This window comes from Streptomyces sp. NPDC088124 (genome assembly GCF_040685895.1).
In the GTDB taxonomy this organism is placed as follows: domain Bacteria; phylum Actinomycetota; class Actinomycetes; order Streptomycetales; family Streptomycetaceae; genus Streptomyces.
In genome coordinates this window covers 88,215-107,285 of the sequence record NZ_JBFBJB010000013.1, presented here as the reverse complement: position 1 = coordinate 107,285, position 19,071 = coordinate 88,215, and the positions used below count along the sequence as shown (strand labels likewise).

15 protein-coding genes are annotated in these 19,071 nt (G+C 71.1%); 5 read left to right on the top strand and 10 right to left on the bottom strand.

The window, feature by feature from the left end; genetic code table 11:
• Window positions 1-62: 62 nt before the first annotated feature.
• From AB0P17_RS13145 to AB0P17_RS13100, 10 genes are all read right to left on the bottom strand, one after another.
• Window positions 63-1,418 (bottom strand): pectate lyase, encoded by a 1,356-nt coding sequence (locus tag AB0P17_RS13145; protein ID WP_365810376.1) that lies wholly within the window; start codon window positions 1,416-1,418, stop codon window positions 63-65.
• 183 nt (window positions 1,419-1,601) lie between these two features.
• Window positions 1,602-2,939 (bottom strand): sugar ABC transporter substrate-binding protein, encoded by a 1,338-nt coding sequence (locus AB0P17_RS13140; RefSeq protein ID WP_365810374.1) that lies wholly within the window; start codon window positions 2,937-2,939, stop codon window positions 1,602-1,604.
• Window positions 2,936-4,573, bottom strand: a complete 1,638-nt coding sequence (locus AB0P17_RS13135; RefSeq protein ID WP_365810372.1) for a glycoside hydrolase 43 family protein — start codon at window positions 4,571-4,573, stop codon at window positions 2,936-2,938. Before AB0P17_RS13135 ends, AB0P17_RS13140 begins: the two co-directional genes overlap by 4 nt.
• Window positions 4,570-5,460 carry a PmoA family protein gene (locus tag AB0P17_RS13130; RefSeq protein WP_365810371.1) on the bottom strand — a complete coding sequence of 297 codons (891 nt, stop codon included), beginning with the start codon at window positions 5,458-5,460 and terminating at the stop codon, window positions 4,570-4,572. The genes AB0P17_RS13135 and AB0P17_RS13130 overlap by 4 nt, the downstream gene beginning before the upstream one ends.
• Window positions 5,457-6,656, bottom strand: a complete 1,200-nt coding sequence (locus AB0P17_RS13125; RefSeq protein WP_365810369.1) for a Gfo/Idh/MocA family oxidoreductase — start codon at window positions 6,654-6,656, stop codon at window positions 5,457-5,459. Before AB0P17_RS13125 ends, AB0P17_RS13130 begins: the two co-directional genes overlap by 4 nt.
• Window positions 6,653-7,522, bottom strand: a complete 870-nt coding sequence (locus tag AB0P17_RS13120) for a carbohydrate ABC transporter permease (protein ID WP_365810510.1) — start codon at window positions 7,520-7,522, stop codon at window positions 6,653-6,655. The genes AB0P17_RS13125 and AB0P17_RS13120 overlap by 4 nt, the downstream gene beginning before the upstream one ends.
• Window positions 7,523-7,554: 32 nt before the next feature.
• A complete protein-coding gene (locus AB0P17_RS13115) occupies window positions 7,555-8,508 on the bottom strand; it encodes a sugar ABC transporter permease (protein WP_365810368.1) in 954 nt (317 codons plus the stop codon).
• Between the two features lie 286 nt (window positions 8,509-8,794).
• Complete coding sequence (araD, locus tag AB0P17_RS13110; RefSeq protein ID WP_365810508.1) at window positions 8,795-10,564, bottom strand: L-arabinonate dehydratase; 1,770 nt, start codon at window positions 10,562-10,564, stop codon at window positions 8,795-8,797.
• Between the two features lie 5 nt (window positions 10,565-10,569).
• Window positions 10,570-11,481, bottom strand: coding sequence for a dihydrodipicolinate synthase family protein (locus tag AB0P17_RS13105; RefSeq protein ID WP_365810367.1), 912 nt, complete (start codon window positions 11,479-11,481; stop codon window positions 10,570-10,572).
• On the bottom strand, window positions 11,468-12,124 hold the full coding sequence (locus AB0P17_RS13100) for a GntR family transcriptional regulator (protein ID WP_365810365.1): 657 nt from the start codon (window positions 12,122-12,124) through the stop codon (window positions 11,468-11,470). Before AB0P17_RS13100 ends, AB0P17_RS13105 begins: the two co-directional genes overlap by 14 nt.
• Window positions 12,125-12,338: 214 nt before the next feature.
• On the opposite strand from AB0P17_RS13100, the gene AB0P17_RS13095 reads away from it, so the two are divergent.
• The 5 genes from AB0P17_RS13095 (at window position 12,339) to AB0P17_RS13075 (ending at window position 19,059) form a co-directional block, all read left to right on the top strand.
• Window positions 12,339-13,625, top strand: a complete 1,287-nt coding sequence (locus AB0P17_RS13095) for an extracellular solute-binding protein (protein WP_365810363.1) — start codon at window positions 12,339-12,341, stop codon at window positions 13,623-13,625.
• A complete protein-coding gene (locus AB0P17_RS13090) occupies window positions 13,625-14,623 on the top strand; it encodes a sugar ABC transporter permease (RefSeq protein ID WP_365810361.1) in 999 nt (332 codons plus the stop codon). Before AB0P17_RS13095 ends, AB0P17_RS13090 begins: the two co-directional genes overlap by 1 nt.
• On the top strand, window positions 14,620-15,561 hold the full coding sequence (locus AB0P17_RS13085) for a carbohydrate ABC transporter permease (protein WP_365810360.1): 942 nt from the start codon (window positions 14,620-14,622) through the stop codon (window positions 15,559-15,561). The genes AB0P17_RS13090 and AB0P17_RS13085 overlap by 4 nt, the downstream gene beginning before the upstream one ends.
• Window positions 15,562-15,570: 9 nt before the next feature.
• Window positions 15,571-16,194 carry a hypothetical protein gene (locus AB0P17_RS13080; protein ID WP_365810358.1) on the top strand — a complete coding sequence of 208 codons (624 nt, stop codon included), beginning with the start codon at window positions 15,571-15,573 and terminating at the stop codon, window positions 16,192-16,194.
• A 108-nt stretch (window positions 16,195-16,302) separates the two neighbouring features.
• The gene (locus AB0P17_RS13075) at window positions 16,303-19,059 is read left to right on the top strand and encodes a Tat pathway signal sequence domain protein (RefSeq protein WP_365810357.1); all 2,757 of its coding nucleotides are present in this window, start codon (window positions 16,303-16,305) and stop codon (window positions 19,057-19,059) included.
• Window positions 19,060-19,071 lie beyond the last annotated feature (12 nt).

Sequence of the window (19,071 nt, the reverse complement as noted above, 5' to 3'; positions counted from 1 at the left end):
CGGCGGGCCCGGGGGAGGCCGCCCGCCCCCGGACCCGCCGCTCACCGCGGTGGGCGCCGCGCTCAGCGCAGCTTTCCGGCGCCCGCCCCCGCGTCGACCACGCGCGGCACCGCGCGCGGCGGGTCCACGGCGGTACGCAGGGTGGGCGTCCACCCCGCGTCGGGGCGCAGGGTCTCCTCGGGGATCTCCGCGTTGTGGACGGCGAGCAGGTCCACGGGACGTCCGTTGACGTAGTTGTCCGCGGTGGTGACCGGCGCGTCCTTCCACTTCTTCAGGATCGTCGCCGGACGCACGTCCGCCCCCAGGGTGAACGCGTTCTTCTCGGCGACCAGTTGGGACTCGATACCGATGCCGAAGGAGTAGCCGAAGTTCTCCGGCCGCTCCGCCACGTAGTGGTTGTTGTACGTGTCCACCTGGCCGAAGCGGACGCGGGGCGCCCGCTCCTTGACGTTCCTGAACTGGTTGTGGTGCAGGGTGACCTTGAGCTTGCCCCGGTCGTCGGCCGCCGCGCTGTCGCTGTTGCCGATCAGCATGGTCTTGTCGTGGTCGGCGAAGACGTTCCACGAGACGGTGACCAGATCGGCGCCCCGGACGATGTCCAGCAGCCCGTCGTGCTGCTGGTACAGCCGGCCGAAGTAGCGCGGCTGCGCGCTGTCCGGGCGGCGGCCGTCGGTGAACGTGTTGTGATCCACCCAGACATGGGTCGTGCCGTACACCACCAGGTTGTCGTACTCGGAGTTCCACTCGCCGACGTCGCCGTCGGTCGGGTCCCACTGCGGGAAGCAGTCGTAGGCGTCCTCGAAGGTGAGGTTGCGGACGATGACGTTGTCGACGTTCCTGACCTGGAGGCTGCCGCCGAGGATCCGGGCGTCCCGGCCGACGCCGACGACGGTCGTGTTCGCCGGGACGTACGCCATGATCTGCGCGGCCTGCCGCTCGGCGGAGGCGGCCCGCAGATCCTCCTGTTCGCCGCTCACCGGGTTCTCGTACCCCCACACCGCCGGGTCGTAGTCGGCGAGGTACTGCTCGAAGGAGTAGCCGGGGGCCGCGTAGTCGGCGCAGGTACGGGAGTTGCCCCGCTCGTCCGAGAGCGCGTCGAGGGTGCCCTTGACCCGGATGATCGACGGGGCGTCGGCGGCCTTCGTCAGCGCCGCTCTGAACTCCGCCCACGTGGTGACGGTGTAGACGTGCCCGGCGTCGGCGGCCCGGCCACCGGTGGTGCCGGTGCCGGCGGAGCCCCACCCGTCGCCCGGGGCGAGGGCCGCGCGCTCGGCGGAGCGGCCCGCCGTGCCCGTACTCGCGCCGCCGCCCGCACCCGTGCCGGCCTGCGCCGGCGCGGCGAGCGTGGCCAGGGCCAGGGTGGTGCCGCACACCACCGCTGTGGCGGTGAGCCGTGCGTGACGTCCAAAGGTGCGCATGACTGCTTCTCCTCGGTCGGTCGGGTCATCTCAGGTCGGTGGTGGGGCGGTCGCTCGGTCTTCGAGCCGGCTGAGCCAGGACTCGGGGATCTCCGCGTGGAGAGGGGAGGCGGTCGGCGGCGGGGCCGGTGGGTGTCGGGGTCCCGCCGCCGGACCGGTCGTCGGCTCTCGGCCGGGGCGCGCTCAGCTCTTGGCCTGTTCCTTCCACTCCGCCTGCGCGTCGTTCAGCTCCTTGGCGAGCTTGTCCGCGAACGCCTTCGGGGTCATGTCACCGAGCAGCACCTTCTGGAAGTTCGGCTCGTTGCCGCTCTTGCTGATGGTGTTCCAGTCGGGCAGGTAGTACGGCAGGTTGACGAGCTTGGTCGAGCCGTCGCTGAGCGCCTTCATCGCGGTGGCCGTCGGCACGGCGTCCTTGATCCAGGCGTCACCGGCCGCGTCGGTGTTGGCCGGGATGGAGCCCGCCGACGCGTTCCACGCGCTGTTGGACTTGTGGGAGGCGGCGAACTCGATGAACTTCCAGCCCGCCGCCTTGTTCTTGCTGTTCTTGAACAGCCCGAGCCCGTCGACCGGGTTGGAGACCTGCACGCGGGTGCCGTCCTCCTGCGCCGGGTAGGGCAGGCCCTTGAACTTCTCGTTGCCGAGCGCCTTCACATGGTCCTGGTACGAGGCCAGGTTGTGGGTCAGCATCCCGATCGAGCCGTTGTCCCACTGCGCGACCATCTTGATGAAGTCGTTGTTGACGTCGGCCGACGGCGTCACCTTCTTGTACAGGGCGACGTACTTCTCCAGCGCGGCCACGTTCTTCGGGTCGTTGACCGTGGTCTTGTCACCGTCCCAGAAGGACGTGATGCCGGACTGCCCGTACATCGCGTCCATCGCCGGCGCGATGGACCCCGCGCCGCCCCGGATCGTGTAGCCGAACTCGTTCTTCCCCGCGTCGGTCAGCTTCTCCGCCGCCGCGTAGAACTTCGACCAGGTGGTGGGCGGTTCGAGACCGGCGGCCGAGAACAGGTCCGTGCGGTACCAGAGAGTGCCGTTGTTGGTGGACGTCGGCACGGAGTACATGCCCTCCCGGCCGCCCGCCGCCTTGACGCTGTCGACCATCGCGGGGACGAGCTTGCCCTTGAGCGAACCGGCGTCGATACGCTGGTCGACCCGGTCCAGGACGTCCCGTACCACCAGGTTGGAGAGGTACGCGGTACCCACACCGCCGACGTCCGGCAGCCCGCCGCCGTCGATCGCCGTGTCGTACTTCGCCTGGACCTGGTCGATCGGGAGCCCGACGTACTTGACCTTGATGTCCGGGTTCTGCGTCTCGAAGTCCTTGATGATCTGCGCCCAGATCTCCCGGCGCTCGCCGGTGTTGTTGTCCCAGAGGGTGATCTCGCCCTTGCCGGAGCCCTCGTCGCCGCTGCCGCTGCCGTCGTCACCGCACGCGGTCGCCGTCAGGGCGAGCACAGCGGTCAGGGCGACGGCGGCGGAGCCGCGTCCTCTGCCGCCGGATGCCGTGGGGATTCTCATGTCAGGCTCTTCTCTCTCGTCGTTGAGTGGAGGGGTCGGGTGAGTGGGGTGCGGCAGTGGAACGCGGAGAAGGCGGCGGTCCCGGCCGTCCCCTCCCCGTCGGCCGGCGCCGTGGCGAACAGCCCGAGCAGCGCGCCGACCCAGCGCCAGGGCGTGGCCGCGAAGACCTGGCCCGAGGGGCGGAATCCGTCCCCCGTGTCGGCGGAGAACCGGCAGCGTGCGCCGGGGTCCACCTCGATCCGGAGCACGGCGCGTCCACGGGGCGCCGGGCGCGGGACCGCGGCGTCCCGTTCGCGGGGCGCGCCGGTCTCCGCGAAGCGGTGCACGAGCGCGACCGCGCCGTCCGCGCCGCGTTCGAGACCGATCCAGGAGAAGGCGTCCCCGAGGACGGCGAGCCCGGCCTTCGTACCGGGCTCGCCACCGCCCGTACGCGCCCCGTCGGCCGGGCTGTCCAGGGAGAGCGTGACGGTGACGGTGAACGTCTCGGCGGGCAGCCGCTGCACCAGCACACTGGGCAGCAGGCGCAGATCGTGCGCGTCCGGCGTCCGCCGGGCGGCCAGCCGCAGCCCGTCGCCGGGGTGCGGGAGCGTCCAGCCGGGCTCCGGGTTCGCGGTCCACTGCCACTGCGGTCCGAAATGGCCGCCGGGGAAGTCGTCGTCGGTGGCGGGCGCGGTGACCGGCGGCGCCGGGAGCCGGGTGGGGACGGCGGGCTTCGGGTGGGTGAGGACGGGTTCGCCGCCGGCGCCGATGACCGGCCAGCCGTCGTTCTCGCCGGTGGTCCAGCGCATCGGCTGGAGGTGCACGACCCGGCCGTACGCGCCGCGCTCCTGGAAGTGCAGGAACCAGTCGCCGCCCTCTCCGGCCCCCGCCTCCGTCACCCAGGCGCCCTGGTGCGGCCCGTTGATCTCCGTACGCCCCTGCGCGAGCACCACCCGCTCCTCGTACGGACCGAAGAACTCCCGTGCGCGGAAGGCCCCTTGCCAGCCGGTGGCGACACTTCCGGCGGGCGCGAAGATCCAGAACCAGCCGTCGCGCTGGTAGAGCTTGGGTCCCTCCAGGGTGAACCAGCCGGGCAGCCGGTCCCCGTCCACCACGGTCCTGCCGGTGTCGAGCAGTTCCCGTCCGTCCGGGCTCATCCGGTGTCCGGTCAGCCGGTTCTTCACCCCCGACCGGGACTTGGCCCAGGCGTGCACGAGATACGCCTCGCCGGTCTCCGCGTCCCACAGCGGGCAGGCGTCGATCAGTCCCTTGCCCACCTTGAGGAGATGCGGCCTGCTCCAAGGCCCCTTGATGTCGGCCGAGTTGATCTGGAAGACGCCGTGGTCGGGGTCGCCCCAGAAGATCCAGAACCGGCCGCCGTGATACCGGAGCGCGGGCGCCCACACCCCGCAGTCGTGCCGGGGCGAGGCGAACGCGTCGGCGGGCTCCAGCCGCTCCAGCGCGTGGCCGATCAGGGTCCAGTTGACGAGATCGCGGGAGTGCAGCAGCGGCAGCCCGGGCACCCGGCCGAAGCTGGAGGCGGTGAGGTAGTAGTCGTCCCCGACCCGGATCGCGTCCGGGTCCGACCAGTCGGCGGCCAGCACCGGGTTGCGGTACGTACCGTCGCCGAGGTCGGCGGTCCACGGCAGGCTCACGCCGTCACCGCCTTACGGGCCAGGGCCGCCGCGGCCGGGCGGTCGAGGCGGCCGTCCGCGACGACCGTCACGATCCGCCGCGACAGGCTGCCGCCCGCGGCCAGTGGCAGCCGCCGCCCCCAGGCCAGCGCGGAGCCCACCCCCGGGTACTGGCCGGTGCGGACGAACCAGGGGTCCTGCCGGGTCTCCTCGTTGGCCCCGGCGAAGACCAGCGTCCACTCCCGTCCCGCGAGCGCCAGCCACTCGGCGGTGGTGCCGTGCACCGCGTCCTCGCCGCTCGCCGTCCCGGTGAACACGTCGGGCGACGGATCCGCCGCGTCCTCCTTCGGCGCCCGCCAGAAGAAGCCGCCGTACCCCGCCCCCGGCCGCCCGTTGGTGGCCGGGCTGCCGAAGGAGAGGTCCCCGCCGGACACATTGGTCAGCGCCGAGGTGAAGTCGAGCGCCCAGGCGTCGGCGGAGAGCGCGAGCACACTGATCGTGCGCCGCTCCTTGAGGAGTTCGCGGCCCTCCCGGGTCCAGGACAGCTCCTGCACACAGCCGTCCGGGTCCCGCAGCAGCCAGCCGGTGTGTTCCTGCGCGCCGTGGTTGTCGAGCGCCACCGGGCCTTGGTCGCGTACGTACGTACGACCGCCCCAGAAGTTGACCGCCGGGAGCCCGGTGCCCGACACGTCCGGTACGGCCATCGACACCCCGAGGTGGTGCGCGTGGTCCGCGGGGCGCAGTTCGGTGACGGTGACGCCGCCGAGGGTCCGTACGGGGTGCAGGTACGGGCGTGGCGCGGCCGTCGCGGGGAGCCGCGGCGGCCGGTGGTGGTAGCCGGCCACCGGGCGGGCGTCACAGCGCAGCATCGTGACCGCCGGGGCTCGGGATACCTGTGGCTCGCTCATCGGGGGTGCACCTCCGTCGGTGGCGCGGCCCAGCCCGCGCCCAGTTCGGAAAAGGTGGAGAGGGTGTCCGCGCTCGCCGCGACCAGTGCGTCGATGCCCCGGACGACCCGGCGCGGCGCCTTCTCGCCCGGCACGGTGTGCCAGGCCCCGGCGGGCAGCGGGGTGGGCGGCGGGCCGGTCCTGATGGCCTCGACGATCCGCATGAACGCGCCGGTGCGCGGGGCCGGTACGAGCAGTTCCGTGCCGTCGCGCAGATGCGCGACCAGGTTCTCCAGCAGGTCCGTGCGCCCGTGCACGGTGCCCGCCGGATCCGTACCGGACGGAGCGCCGTCGGCGCGTTCCACGAGCACCCGGTCCTGCTTGTACCAGAAGGTGATCCGGCCCCGGCTGCCGTGGACGACGACGTACGGTTCCCCGGCCCGCTCCGCGCAGAGCGTGACGGCGACCGTGATCCGGGTCCCCCTGGCCGTGCGTACCCGCAGACAGCTGGTGTCGTCGGCCTCGATGTCGTTGGCCCGGAACTGCTCCAGCTCGATCCCGGCGATGTCCTCGGCCCGTTCGCTGCCGTCGAGGCGGAGCGCGGTCGCGACGGCGTGCGCGAGCGGGTTGGTGAGCACCCCGTCCGCGACGTCCCGCCCGTTCAGGGAGCGTCGCCCGGCCCACGGCACCCGGCGGTAGTACGCGTCGTCGCGGGCCCAGGCCCCGGCCGCGCCGATCCCGCGTACGGATCCGATCGCGCCGTCCGCGACCAGCCGCCCGATGGCGTCGACGGCGTCCGAGCCGAGCGACTGGAAGCCGACCTGGCAGGCGGTGCCCCGCTCGGCCAGCCCGGCGAGCAGCCGCTCGAACTCCCCGTACGACGGTGTGGTCGGCTTCTCCAGCAGGGTGTGCACCCCGTGGTCGGCGGCGACGAGCGCGAGTTCGGTGTGCGTGTGGATGGGGGTGCACACCACGGCGACCCGTGCCCCCGTGCGCTTCAGCAGACCGGCGAAGTCGTCGGACTGCTCGGGGGCGCCGAAGCCGGCCAGTTCCTCCGCGCTCAGCGGGGTCAGCTCGCAGATGCCCACGAGCCGTACCAGACCGGCCTGTTCGAGCCGGTGGATGTTGACCAGATGCGTACGGCCGTGGCCGCGCGCACCGGCCAGCACCACGGGCAGCGGACCGTCGGGCAGGGGCGGGGGGACCGGCCGGCTCATCCCTTCACCGCCCCCGCGCTGAAGCCGCTGATCAGCCACTTCTGGATGAAGGCGAAGACGATGACCACCGGCACCGCGGAGATCACACCGCCCGCCGCCAGCGCGCCGAAGTCCACACTGTCCGAGCCGATGAGGGTGGAGAGCCCGACCGGGATCGTCTGCTTGTCCTGTTCCATCAGGAACATCAGCGCGAACAGGAAGTGGTTCCAGCTGTGCACGAAGGCGAAGGAACCCACGGCGATCAGCCCCGGCCGCAGCATCGGCAGCACCACGATCCGGAACGCCTGGAGACGTGAGCAGCCGTCCACCCAGGCCGCCTCCTCCAGGGAGTACGGGACGTTCTTGATGAAGCCGCTGATCAGGATGATCGAGAGCGGGAGCTGGAAGACGGTCTCCGCGATGACCACGCTCACCGGGGAGTTGATGAGCTGGAGGTTCTTGAAGATCTGGAAGAGCGGCACCAGCATCAGCGCGCCCGGGATGAACTGCGAGCACAGCAGCGCCAGCATGAAGGCCTGCTTGATACGGAAGTCGAAGCGGGCCAGGGCGTAGCCGCCGGCCAGCGCGACCCCCGTCGTGAAGATCAGGGTGAAGACGCCGATCAGCGCGCTGTTCTGGAAGAAGACGGAGAAGCTGCGCTCGTTCCACACCTTCTCGAAGTGGTCGAAGGTCATCGGCCACGGCACCAGCGAGGTGGATCCGGCGGGCCGCAGCGAGAACAGCACCATCCAGTAGAACGGTATGAGGGTGAAGAGGAGATAGAGCCCGAGCGGCACGTAGATCTGCCAGCGGGGGACCTCGTCGAACCGGCGCCCGCGGCGCCGGCGGCGGGTGGGCGGAGGCACCGGGCCGCCGGTCGCGGACACGTCGCTCAGGCCCTTCTCGGCGATGGCGGTGGTCACTTGTGGTCGCCTCCGAACTTGCTCAGGCGCAGATAGAGAATCGAGCAGAAGAGGAGGATCATGAAGGCGACGGTGGTCAGCGCGGTGGCATAGCCGAAGTCGTGTGCCTCGAACCCGGTGACCGCGACATACAGCGGCAGTGTGGTGGTGACACCGGCGGGCCCGCCCTTGGTGAGGGTGAGCAGCAGGTCGACGTTGTTGAACTCCCACACCGCCCTGAGCAGGGTGGAGAGGATGATCGCGTCCCTGAGGTGGGGCAGTGTGATGTGGAAGAACTGCTGGAACCGGTTGGCGCCGTCGACCGAGGCGGCCTCGTACAGATCACCCGGGATGGACTGCAGGTCCGCCAGGATGAGAATGGCGAAGAATGGTACGCCGCGCCAGAGTTCGGCGAGTACCGCCGCCCAGAAGACGGTGCCGGTGTCGGAGAGCACGGACGAGCCGTACTCGCCGATGCCCGCGTCCGCGAGGTAACGCCCCACGCCCGTCGAGGGGTTGTAGAGCAGCAGCCAGATCGTGGTGGTCAGGACGCCCGAGACCGCCCACGGCGAGAAGACCAGCGAGCGGGCCAGGGCCCGGCCCAGGAACGTCTGGTTGACCAGCAGGGCCAGGATCAGGCCGAAGGCCAGCTGGAGGCTGACCTCCGTGAACACCCACTTGGCGCTGAAGATCAGGCTGTCGTAGAACAGCGGGTCGTCGGTGAAGATCCGCCGGAAGTTGTCCAGGCCCGCGAAACCGTTCCGCCAGGGCTTGGTGGCGTTGTAGTTCTGGAGGCTGTAGTAGAAGACGCTGAGCATCGGATAGGCGATGAAGCCCAGCATCAGCAGTACGGCGGGGGCGATCAGCAGATACGGGAGGCGGCGCGGTGCCACTCCGGTACGGCGCCCCGGTTTCCTGGGCCGGGGGGCCTGGGGCGGAGCCCCTGAGTCCTGCGCCACAGCAGAGGCCATGACTTGCTTCTCCGTTCGGTGGGTGAAGCCTTTCGCAGACCGGGTCCGACGGATCGGACCCGGTGGTGTGCGGGGGCGTCGGGTGCGGGGGCGGTCCCCAGTGGGGGCGGGGACACACGGTGACCGGCTGTCGTCCGGTGTACGGGCCGGCTCGGCCGGTGTACGGGCCGGTTCGGCGGGTGTACGGATCTGCGGCTCGGCCGGTGTGCGGGTCGGTTCGGCGGGTGTACGGGTCCGGCTCGGTCGGTGGCCGGCTCGGTGGCGCCCGGCTCAGCCGACGGACGGCTCAGCCGACGTACGGGTCCGGCACCTCGCCGGGGCGGGCGAGGAAGGTGAAGTCGCAGCCGGTGTCGGCCTGCGTGATCTGCTCGTCGTAGAGGGCGCCGTACCCGCGCTGGAACCGGGGCTCCGGCGCGGTCCACCCGGCCCGCCGGCTCGCCAGCTCCTCGTCCGTCACGTGCAGATGAAGGCTGCGGGCCTCGACGTCCAGGGTGATGGAGTCGCCGGTGCGGACCAGCGCGAGCGGCCCGCCGACGTACGACTCGGGCGCGATGTGCAGGACGCACGCGCCGTAACTCGTGCCGCTCATCCGGGCGTCGGAGAGCCGCACCATGTCCCGTACACCCTGCTTGAGCAGGTAGTCGGGGATCGGCAGCATCCCGTACTCCGGCATCCCCGGGCCGCCCTTGGGTCCGGAGTTCCGCAGCACCAGCACATGGTCGGGGGTGATCGCGAGCGCCGGGTCGTTGATGGTCCGCTGCATCGTCCGGTAGTCGTCGAAGACCACCGCGGGACCGGTGTGCCGCAGGAGCGCGGGGGTCGCGGCGATGTGTTTGATGACCGCGCCGTCCGGGCAGAGATTCCCGCGCAGCACCGCCACCCCGCCCTCGTCCGCGAGCGGCTTCTCCCGCGGGCGGATCACCTCCGGGTTGTGCACGAGCGCGCCGGCGAGCTGCTCCCGCAGGGTGGCGTGGGCGACGGTCGGCCGGTCCAGGTGCAGGATGTCGGTGAGCCGGCTCAGGAAGCCGGGCAGCCCGCCCGCGAAGTAGAAGTCCTCCATCAGGTACTGGCCGCCGGGCCGGAGGTTGGCGAGCACCGGTACGGTCCTGGCGATCCGGTCGAAGTCGTCGAGGGTGAGCCGCAGTCCGGACCGGCCCGCCATCGCGATGAGATGGATCACCGCGTTGGTGGAGCCGCCCAGTGCGAGCACGGTGGCGACGGCGTCCTCGTACGCCTCCCTGGTCAGCAGGTGCGACAGGCGCAGACCGCTGCGGACCAGCTCGACGATCCGCCGTCCGGAGGCGGCCGCCATCCGGTCGTGCCCGGCGTCGACCGCCGGGATCGACGACGCTCCCGGCAGTGTCACACCGAGCGCCTCGGCGGCGGCGGTGAGCGTGGAGGCGGTGCCCATCGTCATACAGGTGCCGGGGGAGCGGGCGAGACCGTTCTCCAGCTCGGCCATCTCGGTGTCACCGATCAGCCCGGCCCGCTTGTCGTCCCAGTACTTCCACATGTCGGTGCCCGAGCCGAGGACCTCGTTGCGCCAGTGCCCCGGCAGCATCGGCCCCGCCGGGACGAAGACGGCGGGCAGGTCCACACTCGCCGCGCCCATCAGCAGCGCGGGCGTCGACTTGTCGCAGCCGCCGAGGAGCACCGCGCCGTCGACGGGGTACGAGCGCAGCAGCTCCTCCGTCTCCATCGCCAGCATGTTGCGGTAGAGCATCGGCGTCGGCTTCTGGAACGTCTCGGAGAGCGTCGAGACGGGGAACTCCAGCGGGAAGCCGCCGGCCTGCCACACTCCGCGCTTCACCGCCTGGGCGCGGTCCCGCAGATGGACATGGCACGGGTTGATGTCGGACCAGGTGTTGAGGATCGCGACGACCGGCTTGCCGAGGTGCTCCTCGGGGAGGTAGCCGAGCTGGCGAGTGCGGGCCCGGTGGCTGAACGAGCGCAGCCCGTCCGTCCCCCACCACTGGTGGCTGCGCAGCTCCTCGGGGCGCACGAGGGCCCCCTCGGCGGCCTCCGCGGCCGGGGTGTGTCCGGGGCTCGATGTCATCTCGCTCATATCGCCCACCCCGCGACCAGGGAAGCGACGGCCGCGCGCCGCTCCTCGGGCAGCGCCCGGCTCGGCGGGCGGATGTCGCGCCGGCAGAGCCCGAGCGCGGCCAGCGCCTCCTTGACGACCGTGACGTTGTCGGCGGACTGGTGCGCGGCCCGCAGGTCCTCGAAGGGCCTGATCTGCTCCCAGACCTTCATGGCGCCCGCGTAGTCCCCGGCGCGCAGCGCCTCCAGCATCCCCAGCGAGACCGCGGGGGCGACATTGACGAGCCCCGAGGTGAAGCCGGTCGCGCCGCCCGCGAAGTACGAGGGGGCGTACAGCTCGGCGAGGCCCGCGACCCACACGAAGCGTTCGAGACCCGCGTCGCGGGCGAAGGCGGCGAACCGCGCGGCGTCCGGCACGGCGTACTTCGCGCCGATGACATTGGGGCACAACTCCCCGAGCCGGGCCAGGGTCTCACCGGCGAGCTGCGGGTTGCGGATGTACGGTACGACGCCCAGCTCCGGCACGGCCTCGGCGATCGCGCGGTGGTAGTCGACCCAGCCGTCCTGCGAGACGTAGGGGTGCACGGGCTGGTGGACCATCACCATCCCGGCGCCCGCGGCGCGCGCGTGCTCGGCGGCGGCCACCGCGGTCGGCACGTCGAGGCCGATCCCGACGAGGATCGCGGCCCCGCCCGCGGCCTCCTCGATCGTCAGCTCCGTGACCGCGCGCCGCTCGTCGGGGCTGAGCGCGTAGTACTCGCCGGTGTTGCCGTTCGGGGTGAGGGTGCGGACGCCACCGTCGAGCAGCCGGCGGAGCAGCGCCCGGTGGGCCGCGGTGTCGACGGTGTCGTCGGCGGTGAACGGTGTCACGGGGATCGCCACGACATCGGCGAGCGCGTCCCGCGACGATGTGAGATCAGGGCTCTTCATGCGTGGTCTCTCCTTCGGGGAACGCCCGGTGCAGAAACGAGGCGATGTGATCGTGGAGGGCGCCGGCCGCGCCGTCGGTGTCACCGGCCAGGGCGAGGCGCAGGATCTCCCGGTGCTCGCCCGCCTCCCGCTCCCAGGACGGGACGGCGGCCCAGGCCACGGTCGAGACGAGGGCCGCCTGGTCGCGTACCTCGTCGAGCATCCTGGCCAGCAGCGGATTGCCGCAGGGCAGGTAGAGCGAGCGGTGGAAGTCCCGGTTGGCCAGCGAGCGTTCGGCCCGGTCGGCCGCCTCGTCGGCGCGCAGCAGGGCTTCCCTGGCGGGTTCCAGGGAGGCGCCGCGGCTCAGCGAGCGGCGCAGCGCCGCCGGTTCCAGCAGCAGCCGTACGTCGTAGACCTCGTGGGCCATCGCGGCGTCGACCGTGCGGACGGTGGCGCCCTTGTACTGGCTCATGACGACCAGGCCGGTGCCGGCCAGGGTCTTGAGCGCTTCCCGCACCGGTGTCTTCGACACCCCGAACTGCGCGGCCAGTTCGGTCTCGACCAGGGCCTGGCCGGGACTGAGCCCGCCGGTCAGGATGGCGTGCTTGATCGCCTCCTGGACGTACTGGGTTCGGGAGGGGATCGGACTCGGTGCGAAGGCCATGGGCGCTCTCAGATCTCGCGTCTCATATATGACGTACGAAGTACGACGCGATGAAGCTAGGTCCGCGCCCATGGTTCGTCAATGCTTCTGACGGAAGTAGTAAGCGCTTCGACAGATGTCGTCCGAACCATTGACGTACGGCTTCCAGATCCTTAATTTCTTGCGGCAAGCGCTTACCTAAAACGATTCAATTTTTCGGAGTGAGGGGCGAGCTATGCCTACGTCGGGGAGCGTCGACAGACGCGGCCTGCTCAAGATCGCGGGTGGCTCACTGGCCGCACTCGGCCTGACCGCGGCGGGCTGCGGTTCCGGTTCCGGAAGTGGATCGGGCGGCGACGTCACTCTCCGGTACGCCTGGTGGGGTTCCGAGGACCGGGCGAAGCGGATCAACCGGACGATCGCCCTCTTCGAGGAACAGCACCCGAAGATCAAGATCAAGACCGAGTTCCAGCCCTATCTGGACTTCTGGAAGAAGTTCAACACCCAGGCGTCCGGCGGCAATCCGCCGGACGTGTTCCAGAACGCCGTCGGCTTCCTGCGCAAATACGACCGGAAGAATGTGCTGCTCGACCTGAAGCAGCAGGTGAGCGCGGGCAACCTCAGCATGGACGGATTCCGGGCCGGGCTCGCGACCTTCGGCGAGGTGGACGGCAAGCTGCTCGGGGTGCCGGTCGGCAGCAACTCCATGGCGCTGGTCATCGACGAGAAGGTGTACGAGAAGGCGGGCATCGCGCCGAAGCCGGGGTGGACCTGGGACGAGTTCGACGCCGCGATGCGCACGATCCGCGACACCCAGGGGGTGGCGGGCGACAGCGGGATGTACGGCGTCATGTACCTCTACGACCTCTACCTCCGCCAGAACGGCAAGGCGTTCTTCACCGCGGACGGGCTCGGCTTCACCGAGGCCGACCTCACCCAGTGGTGGACCAAGGCGGAGGCCGGGGTGAAGTCCGGCATCTACGCGGAAGCGAGCAAGGTCGCGCAGGTCAGGCCCAAGTCCGCGGTGGCCGCCGAACTGGCCGCCGGCGAGTTCACCTGGGACAACTTCACCGTCCGCTACACCGCCGAGGGCAAGAGCAGCTACGGCCTCGCCCCGATCCCCACGACCGACGGCAAGAAGACGGGCCAGTATCTCGGCTCGCTCATGCTGAGCGGCTCCCGGCGGACGAAACACCCCAAGGAAGTAGCCCAGTTCATCAACTTCATGGTGCACGACCCCGAGGTCGCCAAGATCATGGGCTACGACCGGGGCGTCCCCACCACCACCGCCCAGTACGAGGCGTTCAAGCCCACCGACGAGGTCAACAAGCAGATCGCCGCGTACGAGCAGCAGCTCGTCGACACCGGGGTGCTGGAGCAGATCACCCCGCACCCGGCGGGCGCGGACGTCGCCGAGGCGGCGTTCCTGCGGATCGCCGAGGAACTCGGACTGGGCAAGCGGTCGGTGGACAGCGCGGTGAAGCAGTTCTTCACCGAGTCGAAGACTGCGCTCGGCTCCTGATGGGACCCACGGTGGTGAGTGCAGCGGCCGCCGCGTCGGAGCCCCGCGCCGGGGGCGCGGCCCCACGGGCCGGCCAGGACCGCCCCGGACCCCCCGCCGCCGGACGGCGGGGCCGCCGGGAGAACCTGGCCGGCCTGCTCTTCATGTCGCCCTGGATCGCGGGCTTCCTGATCCTCACGGCGGGGCCGATGGCCGCCTCGCTCTACTTCGCCTTCACCGACTACAACCTCTTCGACGCCCCGCGGTGGATCGGGTTCGACAACTTCACCGAGATGTTCGGGGATGCCCGCTGGCGCCACTCGGTCTCCCTGACGCTCTGGTACGTGGTCGTCGGCACCCCGCTCAAGCTGGCGGCGGCGCTCGGGGTGGCCCTGCTGCTCAGCCAGAAACGCCGCGGACAGGGCTTCTACCGGGCCGCGTTCTACGCCCCGTCGCTGATCGGGGCGAGCGTCTCCATCGCCATCGTCTGGAAGGCGATCTTCTCCGACGACGCCGTGGTCGACCGTACGCAGCGGCTGTTCGGCCTCCCCGCGGGCGGCTGGGTCGGCGACCCGGACCTGATCGTCTACAGCCTGGTGGCGCTCACCGTCTGGCAGTTCGGCGCGCCCATGGTGATCTTCCTCGCCGGGCTGAAGCAGGTGCCGGTCTCCCTCTACGAGGCGGCCGAGGTCGACGGCGCGGGTCCGCTGCGCCGGTTCTGGAACATCACGCTCCCGATGATCTCCCCGGTGCTCTTCTTCAACGTCCTGCTGGAGACCATCCATTCGTTCCAGATCTTCGGCTCGGCCTACATCCTGGGCGGCGCGGGCGGCACCTGCGGCCCGGCCGACGGCACGCTCGTCTACACCTGTTACCTCTACGTCCAGGGCTTCGAGAACAGCCGGATGGGGATGGCCTCGGCGATGGCCTGGATGCTGCTGCTCGCGGTCGGGCTGGTGACCGCGGTGCTGTTCTGGTCCCAGAAACGCTGGGTGCACTACGAGGAGGCGGTCCGATGAGCACGGAGCGTACGCGTTTGTCGCCGCGCCCGGCGGCCGGGCCGCCCGTGACCTCACCGGGGCGGCGTCCGGACCCCGCCGAGGCGGTGCGGACAGCCCTGCGCCGCCGGAGCGCCGGCTCGCTGGCCTGGCACCTCGGCTCGCTCGCCGTCCTCGCGGTCGTCCTCTACCCGGTGGTCTGGGTGATCGGCGGATCGTTCAAGCCGAACGACCAGATCGTGGGCAGCCTGGACCTCTTCCCGGTCTCGCCCATCACCGAGAACTACACCCGGCTCGCCGACGGCATCGCGGATATCCCGATCGCCACGTTCTTCGTCAACTCCACCGTGCTGGCGCTGGGTTCGGTCGCCGGGGTGCTGATCTCGTGCTCGCTCGCGGCCTACGCCTTCGCCCGGATCCGGTTCGCCGGGCGCAATCTGCTCTTCACGCTCATGATCGGGACGCTGCTGCTCCCGTACCACGTCCTGCTGATCCCGCAGTACGTGCTCTTCCAGAAGCTCGAACTCATCAACACCTACACGCCGTTGCTGCTGGGCAAGTATCTGGCCACGGACGCCTTCTTCGTCTTCCTGATGATGCAGTTCATGCGGAACCTGCCGAAGGAACTGGACGAGGCGGCGCGGCTGGACGGCTGCGGGCACGGGCGGATCTACTGGTCGATCGTGCTGCCGCTGTGCCGGCCCGCCCTGATCACCAGCGCGATCTTCACCTTCATCAACGCGTGGAACGACTTCATGGGCCCGCTGATCTATCTCAACGAGCCCGAGAAGTACACCGTCTCCCTCGGTCTGAAGATGTTCGTCGACCAGGACGGGGTGGCCAACTACGGCGGCATGATCGCGATGTCGCTCATCGCCCTGCTGCCCGTGCTGCTCTTCTTCCTCGCGTTCCAGCGCTATCTGATCGACGGCATGGCGACCTCCGGACTGAAGGGCTGAGCCGTTCCGATGAGCCGGACCGTCAACCCCGCCGAGCAGGACCGGGCCGAGCGGCGGCGCGTGGCCCGGCAGGACTCGCTGTTCCTGCGGGCGTTCGCCGTCTTCGCCGAGGCGCTGCTCACCGGCGTGTGGATCGCGCTCGGCTCGCTGCCCCTGCTCACCTTCCCCGCCGCGTTCGCCGCCGGGGCGGGACATCTGCGCCGGGTGCTGGCCCACGAGGTGGCCACCCGGCGGGAGTTCCTGGCGGATCTGCGCTCCGCCGCCCGGCGCGGCTGGCTCGTCGGGGCGGCCGGCTGGGCGGCGCTCTGGCTGCTCTGGGCGGACCTGACCGTCGTACGGGCCGGGCTGCCCGGCGGTGCCCTCGTGGGCACCGTCGGCGTGCTCGCCTTCCTCGGCCTGTGGGTCGCCGGGCTGCGCGCCGCCGCGTGCTGGCGGCCCGGGGCGTCCTGGCGGGTCCTGCTGCGCGCGGCGGCCCGCCGGACGCTCCGGGACCCCGCCCGGTCGCTGCTGCTGATCTGCGGCCTCGCCCTCGTACCGGCCTCGGCGTGGTTCGCCACCCCGCTGGCGGCGCCCGCGCTCGGTGTGGTCACGGCCGCGGCGCTGGCGGTGGAGCGACGCCGGCGCGGCGACTGATCCGGCTGTCGCACCCGCGCCCCACCGCCGCCTCGAAGCCGGTCCGCGTGCTCCCCTCTTATGTCATGTGCATGTAATTCCCGTGTCACCACCGAGGAAGGATTGCCGATGTCACCGATCCCCCGCAGGTCCCTGCTCAAGGCCGCCGCCGTCGCCGGCGCCGCCGGCCAGTTCAGCTGGGCGCTCGGCCGCGACCAGGCCCGCGCGGCGGACGCCCCCGCCGCCACGGCCGACGCCCCCGTCACGGTCCGCTGGCTGGAGGACGAGGGGCCCGGAGCGGCCGCCGGCTCCACCTTCGGGGTGCCGTGGCCGCGCGGCGCCCACCCCGCCGGCACGGCGTTCGCCCTGGCCACCGCGGGCGGCGAGGCCGTCCCCGTACAGAGCTGGCCGACCGCCTACTGGCCCGACGGCTCCCTCAAGTGGACGGCCCACGCCGTCGGCACCGAGGGCGGCCGCGCCGTCGCCGCGGCCGAGCGCCTCACCCTCGCCGCCGGAGCGCCCGCCGCCCCCGCCAAGAAGGTCACCGTCACCGCGACCCGGCGGAAGATCACCGTCGACACCGGTGTCGTCCGGGCCGTCATCCGCAGGGACGGCGACCGGCTCGTCGAGTCCCTGACCCGCGGCACCACCACGATCGCGACCGACGGCCGGCTGGTCCTGCTGCGCCAGGGCGAGCTGGACGAAGATGACGCCGGCAGCGCCAAGTGGGAGCGTTTCGACGGCGAGATCTCCGGTGCCGAGGTCGAACAGGACGGCCCCGTCCGGGCGGTGGTCCGCATCGACGGCAAACACCGCCGCGGCGGCCGCAGTTGGCTGCCCTTCAGCGTCCGCCTCTACTTCTACGCGGGCGCCGATTCCTTCCGTATGGTCCACACCATCACCTACGACGGCGAACAGACCGCCGGCCGCACGAAGGGCGACTTCATCCGCGGGCTCGGCGTCCGCTTCTCCGTACCGATGCGCGACGCCGCGTACGACCGGCACATCCGGATCGCCGGCGAGGGCAAGGGCTTCCTCACCGAGGCCGTCCAGGGCATCACCGGACTGCGCCGCGACCCGGGCGCCGCCGTCCGGGCCGCGCAGGTCAAGGGCGAGAAACTGGCCGACCCCACCACCTGGGACCAGCGGGTCACCACCCGCCTCCCGTACATCCCCACCTGGGGCGACTACACCCTCTCGCAGCTCTCCGCCGACGGCTTCACCCTGCGCAAGCGCACCAAGCAGGGCCACGGCTGGATCACGGCGGGCGGCGGCGGCCGGGCCTCCGGCTTCGGCTATGTCGGCGGGGCGAGCGGCGGACTCTCCTTCGGGCTGCGCGACTTCTGGCAGAAGCACCCCGCGCAGCTCGACATCCGGGGTGCGGCGGGCGACGAGGCCGAGGTCACCCTCTGGCTCTGGTCCCCCGAGGCCCGCCCCATGGACCTGCGCTTCTATCACGACGGCATGGGCCAGGACACCTACCCCGAACAGATCGAGGGCCTCAACATCACGTACGAGGACTACGAGCCCGGGTTCGGCACCCCGTACGGCATCGCCCGCACCAGCGAGCTGATGTTCTGGGCCAACGCGGCCACCCCCACCGCCGCCGAACTCGTCGCCCAGTCCCAGGCCGTCCGCACCCCGCCGCAACTCGCCGCGAGCGCCGAGGACCTCAGCCGGGCGGGCGTGTTCGGCGGCCTGTTCGCCCCCGTCGACCGCTCCGTGCCCGCCAAGGCGAAGATCGAGGACCAACTCGACTTCCTCTTCACCTACTACCAGGAGCAGGTCGAGCAGCGCCGCTGGTACGGCTTCTGGGACTACGGCGACTTCATGCACAGCTACGACGAGAACCGCCACCAGTGGCGGTACGACGTCGGCGGCTACGCCTGGGACAACTCCGAACTCTCGCCCGACCTCTGGCTCTGGTACGCCTATCTGCGCTCCGGCCGCTCCGACATCTTCCGCTTCGCCGAGGCGCTCACCCGGCACACCGGCGAGGTCGACGTCTACCACCTCGGCCAGTGGGCCGGACTCGGCACCCGCCACGGCGTACAGCACTACGCGGACAGCGCCAAGCAGCAGCGCATCTCCACCGCCGTCTACCGCCGCCCGTACTACTACCTCACGGCGGACGAACGGGTCGGCGACCTGATGCGCGCCCAGGTCGACTCCGACGAGACCTTCCTCGTCCTCGACCCCATCCGCAAGATCCGCACCGAGCCGTACGAGCCCGACCGCAACGCCCTGTCGATCGGCTTCGGCACCGACTGGAGCGGCCTCGCGGCGGGCTGGCTCACGGAGTGGGAGCGCCGGGGCCCGCAGGCGGCCAAGGCGGAGGCGCGGCTGCGCTCCACCATGGCGACGATCGCCGCGCAGCCCAACGGCTTCGTCCAGGGCTCCGGGCTGTACGACCTGGACACCGGGAAGTTCGCGGTCGCCGAAAAGCCCCTGGTCAGCGTCTCCCACCTCTCCGCGATGTTCGGCCTGGTCGAGATGTGCGCGGAGCTGATCGACCTCATCGACCTGCCCGCGTTCGAGGCGGCCTGGCTGGACTACTGCCGCTACTTCAACGCGACCAAGGCCGAGCAGCGCGAACGGTACGGCTCCGACTTCGGCAGCCTGCTCCTCTTCCAGGGCCACTCACGCCAGGACGCCTACGCGGCCGCCCGGTCGGGCGACGAGAAGCTGGCGGAGCGCGCCTGGCAGAAGTTCTACGACAGCGACGCGTACACCTCGGCGATGGTCTGGGACCGGAAGCGCGTCGAGGGCCCCGACGTGCTCGAACCGGGCTGGGAGAACCTGCGGATCAACACCAACGAGACGGCGCTCTTCGGGCTGGCGGCGATCCAGAACCTGGCGCTGGTGGGCGACCGGATCCCGAAGTAGGGGAGGGGAGGA

Excerpts from the sequence above, each read along its gene's own strand:
- AB0P17_RS13145 (WP_365810376.1), bottom strand. The coding sequence starts at position 1,418 with ATGCGCACCTTTGGACGTCACGCACGGCTCACCGCCACAGCGGTGGTG.
- AB0P17_RS13140 (WP_365810374.1), bottom strand. The coding sequence starts at position 2,939 with ATGAGAATCCCCACGGCATCCGGCGGCAGAGGACGCGGCTCCGCCGCC.
- AB0P17_RS13130 (WP_365810371.1), bottom strand. The coding sequence starts at position 5,460 with ATGAGCGAGCCACAGGTATCCCGAGCCCCGGCGGTCACGATGCTGCGC.
- AB0P17_RS13125 (WP_365810369.1), bottom strand. The coding sequence starts at position 6,656 with ATGAGCCGGCCGGTCCCCCCGCCCCTGCCCGACGGTCCGCTGCCCGTG.
- AB0P17_RS13115 (WP_365810368.1), bottom strand. The coding sequence starts at position 8,508 with ATGGCCTCTGCTGTGGCGCAGGACTCAGGGGCTCCGCCCCAGGCCCCC.
- araD (WP_365810508.1), bottom strand. The coding sequence starts at position 10,564 with ATGACATCGAGCCCCGGACACACCCCGGCCGCGGAGGCCGCCGAGGGG.
- AB0P17_RS13105 (WP_365810367.1), bottom strand. The coding sequence starts at position 11,481 with ATGAAGAGCCCTGATCTCACATCGTCGCGGGACGCGCTCGCCGATGTC.
- AB0P17_RS13100 (WP_365810365.1), bottom strand. The coding sequence starts at position 12,124 with ATGGCCTTCGCACCGAGTCCGATCCCCTCCCGAACCCAGTACGTCCAG.
- AB0P17_RS13095 (WP_365810363.1), top strand. The coding sequence starts at position 12,339 with ATGCCTACGTCGGGGAGCGTCGACAGACGCGGCCTGCTCAAGATCGCG.
- AB0P17_RS13090 (WP_365810361.1), top strand. The coding sequence starts at position 13,625 with ATGGGACCCACGGTGGTGAGTGCAGCGGCCGCCGCGTCGGAGCCCCGC.
- AB0P17_RS13085 (WP_365810360.1), top strand. The coding sequence starts at position 14,620 with ATGAGCACGGAGCGTACGCGTTTGTCGCCGCGCCCGGCGGCCGGGCCG.
- AB0P17_RS13080 (WP_365810358.1), top strand. The coding sequence starts at position 15,571 with ATGAGCCGGACCGTCAACCCCGCCGAGCAGGACCGGGCCGAGCGGCGG.
- AB0P17_RS13075 (WP_365810357.1), top strand. The coding sequence starts at position 16,303 with ATGTCACCGATCCCCCGCAGGTCCCTGCTCAAGGCCGCCGCCGTCGCC.